Annotated in this window: 11 protein-coding genes; 6 read left to right on the top strand and 5 right to left on the bottom strand. The window is 73.9% G+C overall.

Annotation, left to right across the window (positions count from 1 at the left end):
* Positions 1–7: 7 nt before the first annotated feature.
* Complete coding sequence (locus ACFW3D_RS19315) at positions 8–1,006, top strand: hypothetical protein (protein ID WP_500505391.1); 999 nt, start codon at positions 8–10, stop codon at positions 1,004–1,006.
* A 19-nt stretch (positions 1,007–1,025) separates the two neighbouring features.
* On the top strand, positions 1,026–2,333 hold the full coding sequence (locus ACFW3D_RS19310) for an adenylosuccinate synthetase (RefSeq protein WP_500505390.1): 1,308 nt from the start codon (positions 1,026–1,028) through the stop codon (positions 2,331–2,333).
* On the opposite strand, the gene ACFW3D_RS19305 is transcribed toward ACFW3D_RS19310, so the two are convergent.
* Positions 2,264–3,718 carry a VWA domain-containing protein gene (locus tag ACFW3D_RS19305; RefSeq protein ID WP_500505389.1) on the bottom strand — a complete coding sequence of 485 codons (1,455 nt, stop codon included), beginning with the start codon at positions 3,716–3,718 and terminating at the stop codon, positions 2,264–2,266. The genes ACFW3D_RS19310 and ACFW3D_RS19305 overlap by 70 nt on opposite strands.
* Positions 3,719–3,806: 88 nt before the next feature.
* Between ACFW3D_RS19305 and ACFW3D_RS19300 the strand changes: the two genes are divergently transcribed.
* On the top strand, positions 3,807–4,316 hold the full coding sequence (locus ACFW3D_RS19300; protein ID WP_500505388.1) for an NUDIX domain-containing protein: 510 nt from the start codon (positions 3,807–3,809) through the stop codon (positions 4,314–4,316).
* Positions 4,317–4,334: 18 nt separating this feature from the next.
* Here the strand turns inward: ACFW3D_RS19300 and ACFW3D_RS19295 are convergent, their stop codons facing one another.
* Positions 4,335–6,692: a glycoside hydrolase family 31 protein gene (locus ACFW3D_RS19295; RefSeq protein WP_500505387.1), complete on the bottom strand. Its 2,358-nt coding sequence runs from the start codon at positions 6,690–6,692 to the stop codon at positions 4,335–4,337.
* Between the two features lie 220 nt (positions 6,693–6,912).
* Here ACFW3D_RS19295 and ACFW3D_RS19290 point away from each other — a divergent pair, with 220 nt between their 5' ends.
* Positions 6,913–8,928 carry an acetoacetate--CoA ligase gene (locus ACFW3D_RS19290; RefSeq protein WP_500505386.1) on the top strand — a complete coding sequence of 672 codons (2,016 nt, stop codon included), beginning with the start codon at positions 6,913–6,915 and terminating at the stop codon, positions 8,926–8,928.
* A 38-nt stretch (positions 8,929–8,966) separates the two neighbouring features.
* Here the strand turns inward: ACFW3D_RS19290 and ACFW3D_RS19285 are convergent, their stop codons facing one another.
* Entirely contained in the window at positions 8,967–10,286 is a 1,320-nt protein-coding gene (locus tag ACFW3D_RS19285) for an aminotransferase class I/II-fold pyridoxal phosphate-dependent enzyme (RefSeq protein WP_500505385.1), read from the bottom strand.
* Positions 10,287–10,333: 47 nt separating this feature from the next.
* On the opposite strand from ACFW3D_RS19285, the gene ACFW3D_RS19280 reads away from it, so the two are divergent.
* Both ACFW3D_RS19280 and ACFW3D_RS19275 read left to right on the top strand, forming a co-directional pair.
* Positions 10,334–11,683, top strand: a complete 1,350-nt coding sequence (locus ACFW3D_RS19280; RefSeq protein ID WP_500505384.1) for an MFS transporter — start codon at positions 10,334–10,336, stop codon at positions 11,681–11,683.
* 31 nt (positions 11,684–11,714) lie between these two features.
* Positions 11,715–12,647 (top strand): DUF8829 domain-containing protein, encoded by a 933-nt coding sequence (locus tag ACFW3D_RS19275; RefSeq protein ID WP_500505383.1) that lies wholly within the window; start codon positions 11,715–11,717, stop codon positions 12,645–12,647.
* Positions 12,648–12,729: 82 nt separating this feature from the next.
* On the opposite strand, the gene ptsP is transcribed toward ACFW3D_RS19275, so the two are convergent.
* Both ptsP and ACFW3D_RS19265 read right to left on the bottom strand, forming a co-directional pair.
* Positions 12,730–14,400: a phosphoenolpyruvate--protein phosphotransferase gene (ptsP, locus tag ACFW3D_RS19270; RefSeq protein ID WP_500505382.1), complete on the bottom strand. Its 1,671-nt coding sequence runs from the start codon at positions 14,398–14,400 to the stop codon at positions 12,730–12,732.
* An 80-nt stretch (positions 14,401–14,480) separates the two neighbouring features.
* Positions 14,481–14,930 carry a PTS sugar transporter subunit IIA gene (locus tag ACFW3D_RS19265; RefSeq protein WP_500505381.1) on the bottom strand — a complete coding sequence of 150 codons (450 nt, stop codon included), beginning with the start codon at positions 14,928–14,930 and terminating at the stop codon, positions 14,481–14,483.
* Between the last annotated feature and the right edge of the window lie 397 nt (positions 14,931–15,327).

Genomic DNA, 15,327 nt, shown 5'->3' with positions numbered 1-15,327 from the left:
AACCACCATGGGCAGCGGAAGCTGGTCCACCAACGTCTACGACGCCGCCGCGCGCTACCGCGCCGCCAGCGGCACCGGCGCCTTCGCCTACAGCGACCGCGTCACCTCGTCTGCACCGCGCGGTTCCTGGACCGCGCACCCCTCGCTCGACCCCAAGGACATCGGAGTCCGCGAGAGCCGCGACTCCGACGAGCACCCCACCTCGCTCGCCATCGCCGTCCTGTTCGACGTCACCGGCTCCATGCGCACCGTCCCGCAGGTCCTGCAGACCAAGCTCCCCGAGCTCTTCGGCCTGCTCCTGCGCAAGGGCTACACCGAGCACCCGCAGATCCTCTTCGGCGCCGTCGGCGACGCCACCTGCGACCGGGTCCCGCTCCAGCTCGGGCAGTTCGAGTCCGACAACCGGATGGACGACGACCTCGGCAACATCCTGCTCGAAGGCGGGGGCGGCGGCCAGATGACCGAGTCGTACGAGCTCGCCATGTACGCGATGGCGCGGCACACCTCGATCGACTGCCACGAGAAGCGCGGCCGCCGCGGCTACCTCTTCCTGATCGGCGACGAGCTGCCCTACGGCAAGGTCAAGGCCCGCGAGGTGCGCGAGGTCCTCGGGGACGACCTCGCCGAGGACATTCCCGTCACGCGGATCGTCGCCGAGCTGCAGCGGAAGTTCGACGTCTACTACATCCTCCCGGCGGGCTCGTCCTACGTCGGCAACACCGAGGTCCTCGGCACGTGGCGGGGGCTCCTCCGCCAGAACGTCATCGAGCTCGACGACCTCGACGCCGTCTGCGAGACCATCGCCCTCACCATCGGGCTCGGCGAGGAGGCCATCGACCTCGCCGAGGGCCTCGCCGACCTCGCCGACCTCGGCTCCACCGCCACCGGCACCGTCGGCAAGGCCCTCACCGCCCTCGACCGCGACCGCGCGGCCGTCGCGGTGACGGACACGTCCCTGATCGACGGCGACGGCCACGGTGCCGCGACCGGCACCACCCGCCTGTAGGCCCCTCCCGGAGGACCCCGTGCACACCATCGTCGTCGACCTCGGCTACGGCGACGCCGGAAAGGGCACCGTCGTGGACCGGCTCTGCGCGAGCGGGCCGGTCCACGCGGTGGTCCGCTTCAACGGCGGTGCCCAGGCGGCGCACAACGTCGTCACCACGGACGGACGCCACCACACCTTCGCCCAGTTCGGCTCCGGCACCCTCCGGGGCGTCCCCACCCACCTGTCCCGCTTCATGCTGGTGGACCCCCTCGCGCTGGCCGCCGAGGCCGACCACCTCGCCGCCCTCGGGGTCCCCGCGCCGTACGCCCTGCTCAGCGTCGACCGCGCGGCGCGCCTCACCACCCCGTACCACGCCGCCGCCAACCGGCTGCGCGAGCGGGAGCGGGGCGCGGCCCGCCACGGTTCGTGCGGCATGGGAATCGGCGAGACCGCCGGCTACGCCCTCGCCCACCCCGAGGACGCCCCCACCGCGGGGGACTGCGCCTCACGCCCCCGGCTGCTGCGCAAACTCCGCCTGCTGCGCGACCGCCTGGCCGACGAGTTCGGGCAGCGGCTGCCCGCACCACCGCCCGAGGACTGCGCCGACGCCTTCACCGCCTTCGCCCGCGCCGTCACCCTCACCGGTGACGGCCACCTCGCCCGCGTCCTGCGCGAGGGCCCGGTCGTCCTCGAGGGTGCCCAGGGCGTCCTCCTGGACGAGTGGCACGGCTTCCACCCGTACACCACCTGGTCCACGACCACGTTCGCCCATGCCGAGACCCTGCTCGCCGAAGCGGGCTGTGAGGCCCGCCGGCTCGGCGTCGTACGGACGTACACCACCCGGCACGGCCCCGGACCGCACGTCACCGAGGACCGGGAACTCGCCCCGCTGCTCCCCGAACCCCACAACGGCCACGGCCGTTGGCAGGGCGCCTTCCGCACCGGCCATTTCGACGCCGTCGCCCACCGCTACGCCGTCGAGGCCAGCGGCGGTGTGGACGCCCTCGCCCTCACCCACCTCGACGCCCTCCGCCGCTGCCCGCGGCTGCGGCTGGTCCGCGCGTACGACACGGGCGAGACGCGGCTGCCCACCGCCCCGCCCGGAGACCTCGGCCGCCAGGCCGCCCTCACCGAACGGCTGCTCAAGGCCCGGCCGGCCCGCTGGGACGTACCCGGCCCCGATCCGGCCGCCTGGTCGGAGGCGGTCGGCGAGGCACTGGGCGCTCCGGTCGTCCTGGAGTCCCACGGCCCGACGGCCGCCGACAAGCGGGAGGTTCAGCGAAGGATCCCGGCCTGCCGGGCGGCTGTGATCCAGGAGGGGAACTCCGAGAGGATCCGGTCGTAGAGCTCCGCGTCCGGCACGGTGGCGATGTCGTCCACGGCGAAGAAGCCGACGTTGTCCACACGCCGCCCCGGCAGGGTGTCGAAGCGTTCCAGCACCCCGTAGTTGGCCCTGCCCATACCGACGAACTGCCAGAACACCGGCTCCTCCACCGCCTCCCGCAACTGCTGCTCGATCTGGGCGTTGCGGTAGACGCCGCCGTCGGAGAAGAACAGCACGAGCGTCGGCACCTCCGTCGGGTACGCCCGCACGAACCCCCTGACCTCGGCGATGACCTTCTGCTCCTCGTTCTGGATGCCGACGAACCGCATGTCGACCTGCCCCGGCTGCAGCCCGTGCCGGGGCTTCTTGGGACGGCCGAACAGGCTCAGCTCGCCCACCCGCACGTGCAGCCCCAGCCACTGCGGGAGTTCGGCGATCCGCAGGTCCGGCAGCCGCGCCGGGTGCGAGGCGAAGGTCCACGCCTGCATGTCGCCGTCGTCGTCCAGCTGCGCCGCGACCGCCGCCATGCGCTCGACCACGTCGGCGACGACCCCGCGCGCGTACAGGCCGCTCATCGAGCCCGAGGCGTCCAGCACGAGGATCACGCGCGCGACGACACCCGCCGCGCCGTGCTTGCGCAGGCTGACGGCCACCTGCTCCTTGCGCAGGTTCAGCCGTTTGCGCATGTCGGGCGGCAGGTGTTCCTCACCCTTGGTGAGCCGCGTGGCCGGCGGGTGGGGAGCGGACGCGGACGCGGCCGGGAACGGCGGCGGGGGCGGGGGAGGGGGCACCGTCACGGGCAGTGCGGGCCGCGGGTACTGCACCGGGGGAGGCGGCGACGCGGCCGGTGCGGACGGCTCCGCCGGCGGCTGCGGCGCGTCGACGGTGATCCCGAAGTCGGTCGCCAGCCCGGCCAGTCCGGAGTTCCAGCCCTGCCCGACCGCACGGAACTTCCAGACCCCGTTGCGCCGGTACAGCTCGCCGCCGAGGAACGCCGTCTCCGTCGTCGCCTGCATGTCGAACCGCGCGATCTCGGCGCCGTTGCGCGCGTCCAGCAGCCGCAGCCGCAACCCCGGCACCTGGCCGAAGGCGCCGCCGTCCGCTGAGGCGCACAGCACGATCCGCTCGACCGCCGGCTCTACGCGGGCCAGGTCGACGTCGAGCGTGTCCGAGGCCTGCCCCGGCCCCGACTGCTTCCCGGTGTGGCGCACGGCGCCGGAAGCGTGCTCGGGCTGGTTGTAGAAGACGAAGTCGGCGTCCGAACGCACCCGTCCTTCGCCGGTCAGCAGCAGCGCCGAGGCGTCGACGTCGGGCACGCCTGGACCCGCGGTCCAGCCGAGCACGGCCCGTACGGCGGGCACGGGAACCGGCAGATTGGCGCCTTTTCCGAGGGATTCGGGTGTCACGGACGCCAGTGTGCCCTCTCACCCGCCGCGACGGACAGGGCTCCGCACGACCCCGTGCCCGGGACGGTCGCTCCGGTACAGTCCGCGCGTGATCACTCGTCAGAAGGACAGCCACTGCTCCTACTGCGGCACGGAGTTCGCCCCCGATGCCGGATGGCCGCGGACATGCGCCGCCTGCGGTGGCATCACGTACCGCAATCCGCTCCCCGTCGCCGTTGCCCTGCTGCCCGTGCGCGCCCCGGAGGGCACCGGTCTGCTCCTCGTGCGCCGGTCCATCGAGCCGCGCCGCGGACTGCTCGCCCTTCCCGGCGGCTTCGTGGACCTCGGCGAGACGTGGCAGGAGGCCGTGGTCCGCGAACTCGACGAGGAGACCGGCATCAAGGCCGCCGCCGGCGACGTACGGCTCGCGGACACCCTCAGCGGCGACACCGGGCACCTGCTGGTGTTCGGCCTCCTGCCGGAGCGTGCCGCCGAGGACCTCCCGCCGGCCGTCGTCACCGACGAGACCGACGGCCGGCAGATCCTCCTCGCTCCCGCGGAACTGGCGTTCCCGCTGCACACCGAAGCGGTGCGCAACTGGTTCGGCGGCCGCTACTGAGACGCCGCCGAACGGCCGCTACCGATGAACGGCGGTGCCGCGCACCCGCACCCGGTACCCCACCTCGTCGTGCTCCTCACGGACGACGACGACCTCGCCGTCCACCACCCTTGAGGTGAAGCGCTCCACGCGCGGGTCGGCCCAGCCGTCCCCGGCGTCGGTGACCAGGGTGCCGCCCCCGCCGCGTCCGGGCGCCGGCGCCCACACCTCCAGGGTCACCGTGCCGTCCTCCTCCGCCACCGGCACGACGGCACCGGCCCTGGCCAGCACGGGCACGCGCTCGGGCGGCGCGGGCAACAGCACCTGCCCGGGCCCCTGGTACGCCCGCTCGGTCGCGGTGTCGTACCACAGGCCCCTCGGCAGCCGCACCGCCCGTTCCGTTGCTCCCTGCTCCAGCACCGGCGCCACCAGCAGCGCGTCCCCGAGCAGGAAGGCGTCCCCGCAGGCGCGCAGTTTGCGGTCCTCCGGGTCGCCCCACCACACCGGCCGCACATAGGGCGCGCCCGAACCCCACGCGATGTGCGCCAGCGTGTACAGGTACGGCATCAGGCGCTCCCGCTCGCGCATCGCCGCCCCGGCCGCCTCCAGCACCTTCGGCCCGAACTCCCACGGCTCGCGGTGTCCGGCGTCGATCGCCGAGTGCGTACGGAAGAACGGGAAGTACGCGGCCATCTGGAACCAGCGCAGGTAGAGCTCCGGCGACGGGCTCCCGGTGAACCCGCCCACGTCCGGCCCCGAGTACGGCACCCCGCACAGCCCGAGCCCCAGCACCAGCGACAGCGAGGAGCGCAGCCCGGGCCAGCCGGTCGAGACGTCGCCCGACCATGTGCCGCCGTACCGCTGCATGCCCGCCCAGCCGGAGCGGGAGAACAGGAACGGCCGGGAGCCGGGGCGCAGTTCGCGCAGCCCCTCGTGGCCGGCCCTGGCCATGGTCAGCCCGTACACGTTGTGCGCCTCGCGGTGGTCGCCGCCGCGGCCCTCCAGGGCGTGCCGGGCCGAGCGGGGGAGCGTGGTGTCCCCGAACGCGGCGAAGGACACCGGCTCGTTCATGTCGTGCCACACCCCGGCGAAGCCCTGCGTGAGCCGCTCCGCGTAGAGGCCGCCCCACCACTTGCGCACCCGCGGGTCGGTGAAGTCGGGGAAGACCGCGTCGCCCGGCCACACCACGCCGTGCACCGTGCGTCCCTGCGCGTCCCGTACGAAGGCGTCGGCGGCTGCCCCGCTGTCGTGGACCGGGTTGCCCGGCTCCAGCTTGACCGCCGGGTCGACGATCGACACCAGGCGCACCCCCTGTGCGTGCAACTCCTCGGCGAGCCCCGGCAGGTCGGGGAAGCGCTCGCCGTCGACGGTGAAGACCCGGTGGCCGTCGTAGTGGTCGATGTCCAGGTGCAGCGCGGACAGCGGCAGCTCCCGCTCGCGGTAGCCCGCCGCGACCCGCCGCACCTCCGCCGCCGTCCCGAAGCCCCAGCGCGAGTGCTGGTACCCCAGCGCCCAGCGCGGCGGCAGCGCGGGCCGGCCGGTCAGTGCGGTCCAGGAGGCCAGGATCCGCGCGGGCGTGCCGGGGATCACCCAGTAGCGCAGCGGGCCGCCGTCCATCCGCGTCTCGCAGCCGCCGGGGCGGTCGTGGCCCGAACCCGCGCCCTCCTCGCCGTCGCGCAGGGTCACCCGGCCGTCCCAGGTGTTGTCGTGGAAGACCAGATGGCTGCCCGCGTCGGCGACGACCAGTTGCAGCGGCATGGTGATGTACAGCGGATCGGTCTCCGGCTCGAAGGCGCCGCCGGGGTCGGTGTTCCACAGCCGGTACGTGCCCTCGCCCAGCCGCGGCCCCGAGGCCCGCCCGCCGAGCCCGAACACGGCCGCGTCCGCCGCCGTCTCCGAGCGCTGCACCCAGCGCGGCTGCGCACCGTCGGCCGGGTTCACCGGGTCCCACCAGCGCGGCGGCAGGTCGCGCCGCAGCAGCAGGCCGCCCGGTGTGCGGAACTCCACCGCCCCGTGCCGCGAGACCAGCACCGTGATCCGCTCCGACACCACCCGCCAGCCGTCCTTGTCGGGCTCGATGACCGCCCGTGCGTCGGCGTCGGGGCAGCTGCCGTCCAGCGCGTACGAGGGCTCCGGCTCGGCACCGTCCCAGCCGCAGAACACCGCACCGCCCGCCGCGACCCGCACCCGCAGGGTCGAGCGGGCGAAGCGCACCAGCCCGCCGCCCGGCAGCGGGTCGGCGCCCTCGGCGGGTCCCGGCACCCGCGCCCGCTCCGGTCCCCGCCGCGGCAGGTCCCGTGCGTCGGTGCGTTGTCTGCGCCATGCCGCGCGCACGGCCCTCAGCCCGTTCGCCGATCCGACCTGCCGTACCTGTCGCACCAGGTCCCGAGCATCCATAAGGCCCACCCTTTCACCGTTCCCGCCCGCCCCGCCGCCGGCCGGCCGCCTTCCATCTGGCGGCCGGGCACATGCTTCCACCCTCGAATGTGTGGGGTGTGCCCTGGCGCCGGAGACGATCACGTGGCATCGTCCTGCCCAGCCGCGACCGGGGACATTCCGCCCGGCCGGGGTCCAGCCGCACATCACGCAGCGTCGCGTACCGTCCGGGAGCCGCCCCATGAGCACCACACCTGAGCCCACCGCCGACCCGGCGACCGAGCAGCCCCTGTGGCAGCCCGGCCCGGACCGTGTCTCCGGTGCCCAGGTGACGCGCTTCCAGGCCTGGGCCGCCGAGCACCACGGCGCGCCCGCCCCCGACACCGCCGACCCCGTCGCCGGCTACCAGGCGCTGCACGCCTGGTCGGTGCGTGAGCCCGGGACCTTCTGGCGGTCCGTCGTCGAGTGGTTCGACGTGCGCTTCTCCTCGCCTTACGAGACCGTCCTCGCCGACGCCTCCATGCCCGGCGCGAAGTGGTTCCCCGGGGCCACCCTCAACTACGCCGAGCACGCCCTGCGTCCCGCCGGCGACGCGGCGCGGGCCGGAGAGCCCGCCCTGCTCCACCTCGACGAGCGCCACGAGATCGGCGCCACCAGCTGGGCCGACCTGCGCCGCCAGGTCGCATCCCTCGCCCACGAGCTGCGCGCCCTCGGCGTACGCCCCGGCGACCGGGTCAGCGGCTACCTGCCCAACGTCCCCCAGGCCGTCGTCGCCCTGCTGGCCACCGCCGCCGTCGGCGGCGTGTGGACGTCCTGCGCCCCGGACTTCGGCGCCCGCAGCGTGCTGGACCGCTTCCAGCAGGTCGAGCCCGTCGTCCTGTTCACCGTCGACGGCTACCGCTACGGCGGCAAGGAGCACGACCGCACCGGCGTCGTCGCCGAGCTGCGCGCCGAACTGCCCTCGCTGCGAGCCGTTGTGCACATCCCGCTGCTGGGCACGCCCGCCCCCGAGGGCGCCCTGGAATGGGAGTCCCTCGTCTCCGGCGACCCCGAGCCGGTGTACGAGCAGGTCCCCTTCGACCACCCGCTGTGGGTGCTCTACTCCTCCGGCACCACGGGCCTGCCCAAGGCCATCGTCCAGTCCCAGGGCGGCATCCTGCTGGAGCACCTCAAGCAGACCGGCCTCCACCTCGACCTCGGGCCGCGGGACCGGTTCTTCTGGTACACCTCCACCGGCTGGATGATGTGGAACTTCCTCGTGGGCGGCCTGCTCGCGGGCTCCACGATCGTCCTGTACGACGGCAGCCCCGGTTTCCCCGACACCGGCGCCCAATGGGGCGTGGCCGAGCGCACCGGCACCACCGTGTTCGGCACTTCCGCCGCGTACGTCATCGCCTGCCGCAAGGCCGGCGTCCGCCCCGGCCGCGACCACGACCTCTCGGCCGTCACGTGCGTGGCCACCACCGGCTCCCCGCTCCCGCCGGACGGCTTCCGCTGGATCCACGACGAGGTCAAGGAGGACCTGTGGATCGCCTCCGTCAGCGGTGGCACCGACGTGTGCAGCTGCTTCGCCGGTGGCGTCCCGACCCTTCCGGTGTACATCGGAGAGCTCCAGGCCCCCTGCCTCGGCACCGACCTGCAGGCCTGGGACCCCTTCGGCAAGCCCGTCACCGACGAGGTCGGCGAGCTGGTCGTCACCAACCCCATGCCGTCGATGCCCATCCACTTCTGGAACGACCCCGACGGCAGCCGCTACCACGACAGCTACTTCGAGATGTTCCCCGGCGTCTGGCGGCACGGCGACTGGATCACCCTGACCTCGCGCGGCACGGTGGTCATCCACGGCCGCTCCGACTCCACCCTCAACCGCCAGGGCGTCCGCATGGGCTCCGCCGACATCTACGAGGCCGTCGAACGGCTCCCGGAGATCCGCGAGTCGCTGGTCATCGGCGTCGAACAGCCCGACGGCGGTTACTGGATGCCCCTGTTCGTGCAGCTCGCCGAGGGCGCGGTGCTCGACGACGCCCTCCGCGACAAGGTCAAGCGCACCATCCGCGAACAGCTCTCCCCCCGCCACGTCCCGGACGAGATCATCCCGGTCCCCGGCGTCCCGCACACCCTCACCGGCAAGCGCATCGAGGTACCGGTGAAGAAGCTGCTGCAGGGCACGCCGCTGGACAAGGCGGTCAACCCGGGCTCCGTCGACAACCTGGAGCTACTCCGGTTCTACGAGGACCTGGCCCGCGCCCGCGGCTGAGCGCACGGGGGTGGGGCGGGATCCGGGCCGCTCCCGCCTCACCCCCCGTACGTCGCGCCGAACTCGCTGAGGACGTCCGCGAAGTCGGCCGCCAGGGCACCCGCCTCCACGGGCCGCAGCCCCGCCGTCGTGATCCGCACCCCCGGCCCCGCCGCGAGCCGGAACCTCGCCCCCGCGGCCACCCACCACCCGCGCGAGCGAAGTCCGTTCACCACCGCCGCCTCGTCCCGCACCGGCACCCACACGTTGAGCCCGCTCGCCCCGTGCGCCGCGATCCCGCGCCCGCCCAGCTCCGCCACCAGGGCCTCCCGCCGCTCCGCGTAGGCGTCCCGAGCCGCCTCCACGAGCAGCCGGGCCGCCGCGTCCGTCATCAGCCGTGCGGCCATGCCCTGCAGCACATGACTGATCCAGCCCGAGGTGAGCAGCAGCCGCCCGTCGTGCCGCGCCAGCGTGGTGGGGTCGCAGGCGAGGGCCGCCCACCGCAAGTCCGTGCCCAGGTACTTGGTGACGGTGCGCACCTGGGCCCAGCGCGGGAGCCCGCCCGCGGTGAGGGTGTTCAGCGGCACGCCCGCGATCTCCGCGGCGTGGTCGTTCTCGACGACGAGCACGTCGGGCGCCTCCCGCAGCACACCGAGCAGCGCGTCCCGGCGTTCGGGCGAGAAGGCCCCGCCGTACGGGTTCTGGGAGCGCGGGCTGCACACGACCGCGCGGGCCCCGGCCCGCAGCGCGTCGCGCAGCGCGTCGGGCCGCAGGCCCTCGTCGTCCACCGCGACGGGCACCATCCGCAGCCCCAGCGCGGGCACCAGGTCGAGCAGGTGGTGGTAGCCCGGGTCCTCCATCGCCACCGCGTCGCCGGGCCGCAACTCGACGGAGAGCAGCCGCCCGACGCAGTCGAGCGCGCTGTGCGCGAACGTCACGTCGTCCGGCGGCACCCCGTCGCGGTCGAACCACGTGCGGGTCAGCTCCTCCAGTTCGGGAAGGCGCGGCGCCGACCGGTGCGAGCGCACTCCGGGTGTCACGCGCACGGACGGCGGCAACTCCGGGAGGAACGCCGGGTCCGGATGGCCGCCCGCCAGGTCCCGCAGCCCGGCGGGCACCTTCGGCGGCCTCCTGGACGCCACCGCCGGCGCCTCCGCGACGACGGTGCCGCCACGCCCGCGCGTGACGACGATCCCGCGCTGCCGCAGCTCCTTGTAGGCGGTCGCCACCGTGCCCGGGCTCACCCCGAGGCGGTCGGCCAGCGTCCGCACCGGCGGGAGCGCGGCCCCGGGGGACAACCTCCCGTCGGCCACGCCCCGTTCGACGGACGCGGCAATGCCCTTGGCGTTCGTGCCGCTGATCGCATATTGTGCTGCCACATTCGTAAGTCTGTATCAATACAAACTTCGGGTCAAGGGGGCAGTGCATGCGATTCCCTCGCAGCCGCAGAGACATCGAGGACCTCGTACCCGGCGGCCGCGACGGCCGCCGCATGCTCTTGGTGAGTCTCACCGACAAGGCCGGATCCGGCCTCTGGTACGGCACTTCGGCGCTCTACTACACCTACGTCGCCGGACTCGCCCCGCACCAGATCGGCCTCCTGCTGGGCGTAGCCGGAGCCGTCGGCGTCGCGGGTACCCCCGTCGCGGGCCGCATCGCCGACCACGTCCCGCTCACCCGGCTGCTCCCCGCGGTCCACACCCTGCGTGCCGTGGCCGCCGTCGGCATCCTGCTCACCGGTACCTTCTGGCTGCTGCTGCCCATCGCCGCGCTCGGCAGCCTCGGCGACCGTGCCGCCTCGGTCCTCACCAAGCTGTACGCCGCCCGCGTCGCCGGCCCGGACCGCGTGCGCTACCAGGCCCTCCAGCGCACCGTCGTGAACATCGGCTTCGGCATCGGCGGCCTCGCCGCGGCCGTCGCCCTCGCCATCGGCACCGACACCGCCTACCGGGCCATGCTCATCGGGGACGCCCTCTCCTTCGCCGGCGCCGCCCTGCTCGTCCTGCGCTGTGCCGAACCGCCGTCCCCCGTACGCGTGGTGGCCACCGCGTCCGCCGGCGCCGACGGGGAAGCGCCCCGCAGCAAGGCCCCGTCCACCAGCCCCTGGCGCGACCGCGGCTACCTCGCGTACACCGCCACCGAGACCCTGCTCCTCCTCGACGACACGGCCCTCAACGTCGGCCTGCCCCTGTGGATCGCCACCGCGACCGTCGCGCCGCACAGCCTCGTCGCGCTGCTCTTCGTCCTCAACAACGTCCTCGTCGTGCTCTTCCAGGTCCGCCTCAGCCGCCTCGGCGACGAGCCGCGCAGGGCCGCCGCCTCCCTGCCGCTGCTCGGCGTCGCCTTCCTCGTCGCGGGAGGCGCCATGGCCGTCTCGGCGGTGGACTCGGCGGGCATCGCCGTCGTCGCCCTCGTCGTCGCCGCCACGGCCTTCACCGCCGCGGAGATCGTGCACGCCGCGATCTCCTGGGAACTGTCCCTCGCCCTCGCCCCCGGCCGGTCCCAGGGCGCGTACCTCGGCGTCCACGGACTCGCGCAGTCGGCCCAGCGCTCGGCCGGACCGGTACTGCTCACCTCCGCCGTCATGGCCGCGGGCCCGCTCGGCTGGCTGGGCCTCGGCGCCGGCCTCGCCGCCGTCTCCGTCGGCCAGCGCACCCTCGTACGCCGCCGCCTGGACCGGCTGGACGCCCTGGACCGGCCCGGGTCCGCCGCACCGGGGACCCCCGTCGCCCCCAGCGCGACGGTCACTGTCAGTGGCGGCGGCTACGGTGAGTGACAGTTGACCGCCGTACCGAGGGGGAGCCGTCATGGCACACACCAAGCACCGCAAGCAGAGCGCCCGCCCCGCCCGCCGCGCCGCGAGGACCGGCCGCCGCACCCTGCGCCGTGAGTCGCCGACCACCGTCGCCGTCCTCACGGACGCCGCCGACTTCGCCGCCATGCGCGGCTACCGGAGCTTCACCTTCGACGACCACACCGCCTACCTGCGGCAGATCGAGGGCCTGCTGCGATCGCTCACCTCCCGCGGCATCCACGTGCGCGTCGGCCCCTTCGACCCGGACGAGTACGCCGAGTACTGCGCCGACACCGGCCACGACCCGGACAGTTCGCGCTCCCGCACGCGCTACGCCGCCGACGTCACCACGGCCGGGCCCACCGTCCCGTACACCGGACAGCCCATGGAACTCCTGGTCACCGAGCTCGAGTACGAGGCGGGCCGCCAGGCCACCTGGGAACGGGCCTCCGGCATCCTGGCCGGCGCTGGGGACTGCGCCGGCTGCGGCGACGACCTCGCCCGCACGTCCTTCGACCGCGCGTCCCAGGCCCTGATGCGCCTCCTCGAAGCCGCCGGACCGGGCCACCACCACCTCGTGTGCAGCGTGCCCGCCGAGGGCACCACGCTGCTCGCCGCCATGCACGCCCGCTGCGACGAGCACGGCATGGTCCACCTCGTCGAGGCCGAGGCCCTGGTCTGCTGCACCGTCCTCGCCGCCGGGATCGCCGAGGACAGCCCCGGAGGCGTCGTCCTGCGCAGCGGCGCCGGCAGCGGACAGCCCCCGCCCGACCGCCCGGACGAGGTCCGCGGCTGGACCCTGCGCGACGGCTGGCTGCAACCCCTCACCGAGGCGCAGGTGTTCAACGCCTACTGCACCGACGCCGAGTCCGGCGACCCCGTGCCCCCGGAGCCCGGCGTCGTCCACCGCCCCGGATTCGTCCTCCCGCCACCCGAGGACGGCTGAGCAGGGCAGCGCGGGGCAGTCCGGGGAACGCCGAGGGGCGCCCCACCACCGGTGGGACGCCCCTGGCCGGGACGGGAAGCGATCACTCCCCGGACAGCACCGCCTGCGCCGCGCGCCGCGCCTCGTCGGCAGTGTCGGTCGCCCGCGCGGCGGCCGCCGCACGCTCGCACTGCGCCAGGGTGTACTTCGCCAGCGTCGCCCGCACGTAGGGGAGGGACGCCGAACCCATCGACAGGCTCGTCACACCCAGACCCGTCAGCACGCACGCCAGCAGCGGATCGGAGGCCGCCTCACCGCACACACCGCAGCTCTTGCCCTCGGCCCGCGCGGCCTCGGCCGCCGCGGCGACCAGGTCCAGCAGCGCCGGCTGCCACGGGTCCTGCAGCCGTGAGACCGAGCCGACCTGGCGGTCCGCCGCGAAGGTGTACTGCGCCAGGTCGTTCGTCCCCAGCGAGAGGAACTCCACCTCCTGCAGGATCGAACGCGCCCGCAGTGCCGCCGACGGGATCTCCACCATCGCGCCGAACTTCGCGTGCAGCCCGGCCTCCCGGCACGCGTCCGCGAACGCCTTGGCGTCCACCCGGTCCGCCACCATGGGCGCCATGACCTCGAGGTACACCGGCAGGCCCTCCGCCGCCCTGGCGAGCGCCCGCAGCTGCGTGTGCAGCACATCGGGGTGGGCGAGCAGCGTCCGCAGACCGCGCACGCCCAGCGCCGGGTTCGGCTCGTCCGCGGGCGTCAGGAACTCCAGCGGCTTGTCGGCCCCCGCGTCCAGCACTCGGACGACGACCCGGCCCTCGGGGAAGGCCTCCAGCACCTGCCGGTAGGCCTCGACCTGCTTCTCCTCCGACGGCGCGTTCTTCGAGTCGTCCAGGAACAGGAACTCGGTGCGGAACAGGCCCACGCCCTCCGCACCCGCCCTCACGGCGGCCTCGACGTCCGCGGGACCGCCGACGTTCGCCAGCAGCGGCACCTTGTGCCCGTCCGAGGTGGCACCGGGACCGGAGGTCGCGGCGAGGGCCGCCCTGCGCTCCTCCGCCGCCTTCGCCAGCTCGGCCCGGCGTTCCTTGCCCGGGTCGACGTAGATGTCGCCGGTGCTGCCGTCCACGGCGACGACCGTGCCCTCCGCCAGCTCCGTGGCACCCGGCAGCGCCACCACCGCGGGCACCCCCAGCGCACGCGCGAGGATTGCGCTGTGGCTGGTCGGCCCACCCTCCTCGGTCACGAAACCGAGCACGAGCGACGGGTCCAGCAGGGCCGTGTCCGCCGGCGCCAGGTCCCGCGCGATCAGCACGTACGGTTCGTCGCTGTCCGGGACGCCCGGCATCGGCACCCCCAGCAGCCGCGCCACGATCCGGTTGCGGACGTCGTCCAGGTCCGCGACCCGCCCCGCCAGGTACTCGCCCGCGTTGGCGAGCAGCGCCCGGTAGGAGGCGAAGGCGTCGTACACCGCGCGCTCCGCCGAGCTGCCCACCGCGATGCGGCGCTCCACGTCGGCCATCAACTCGGGGTCCTGCGCCATCAGCGCCTGGGCCTCCAGCACCGCCTGCGCCTCGCCACCGGCCAGATTGCCGCGCGCGATCAGGTCGTTGGCAACCGCGTCGACCGCCTGGCGCGCCCGGGCCTGCTCGCGCGGCGCCTCGTCGGCCGGAATCTGCTTGGCCGGGGGCTCGAGAACCGCGGTCCCCATGTGCCGTACCTCGCCGATCGCCACGCCGTGGCTGACACCGACGCCTCGCAGCGTTGTCTCCATCTCACCCGTCTCCGGTTGTCGCGGACGCTCGCGACCGCGTTGCCTGTGTGTATGCGTCGGGAGTGGCCTTGCCGAAAAGGCTACGTCCAAGAGAAGAGGGTGGCCCCGGCGCTTGTCTCTCCGTCCTGGACGAGGCCCGTCAGCGACTCGGCCGACGCCTCCAGCGCCACCACCGGGCACACCGGGGACTTGCCGGCGGCCTCGACCGCCGCGGGGTCCCAGCGCACCATCTCCTGGCCGCGCACCACCGTGTCGCCCTTGTTGACGAGCACCTCGAAGCCCTCGCCGTTGAGCTGCACCGTGTCGATGCCGAGATGGGTCAGCACCCCGTGCCCCTCCGCGTCCACCACGACGAACGCGTGCGCGTGCAGGGAAACGACCACACCGTCCACCGGCGACACGGCCACCGACGGCTCGCGCACGGGGTCGATCGCCGTGCCGGGCCCCACCATGGCGCCCGAGAACACGGGGTCGGGCACAGCGGCCAGACCGATGACGCGCCCGGTCAGGGGCGACGAGACAGTCGTCATGATGAAGCCTCCAAGCAAGTGGTCCAGACCACTCAAGGATGCCACCCCCACGAGGCCCGGCACACCACGGCGCCGCGCGCCACCCCGGATTTGCTCCGACCGGGCTCCTCCAGTACTTTGGGTCAACCCCCGCGACGAGAACGCCACGGAGACGTGCGTCCTCACAGCGGTCCGGTAAATCCGACGGAAAGCATCTGCTAAAGTCGGAGAGCGCGAAAGCCGAAAGGCGGAAACGCAAAAGCGGTAAAAGCAGGGAATCCCCGCCGGCGGGAATCGGGCCCGAAAGAGTCTGATAAGCTGGTGACAACGAAGGGAAAGCCCGGAGGGGCCGGTGAAACGGTCTCGAAGGAAGCTTCCGTTCCTTGAGAACTCAACAGCGTGCCAAAAGTCAACGCCA

The organism is Streptomyces sp. NPDC058864 (assembly GCF_042742985.1).
GTDB lineage: Bacteria > Actinomycetota > Actinomycetes > Streptomycetales > Streptomycetaceae > Actinacidiphila.
This window is presented reverse-complemented; position numbering and strand designations above follow the sequence as displayed.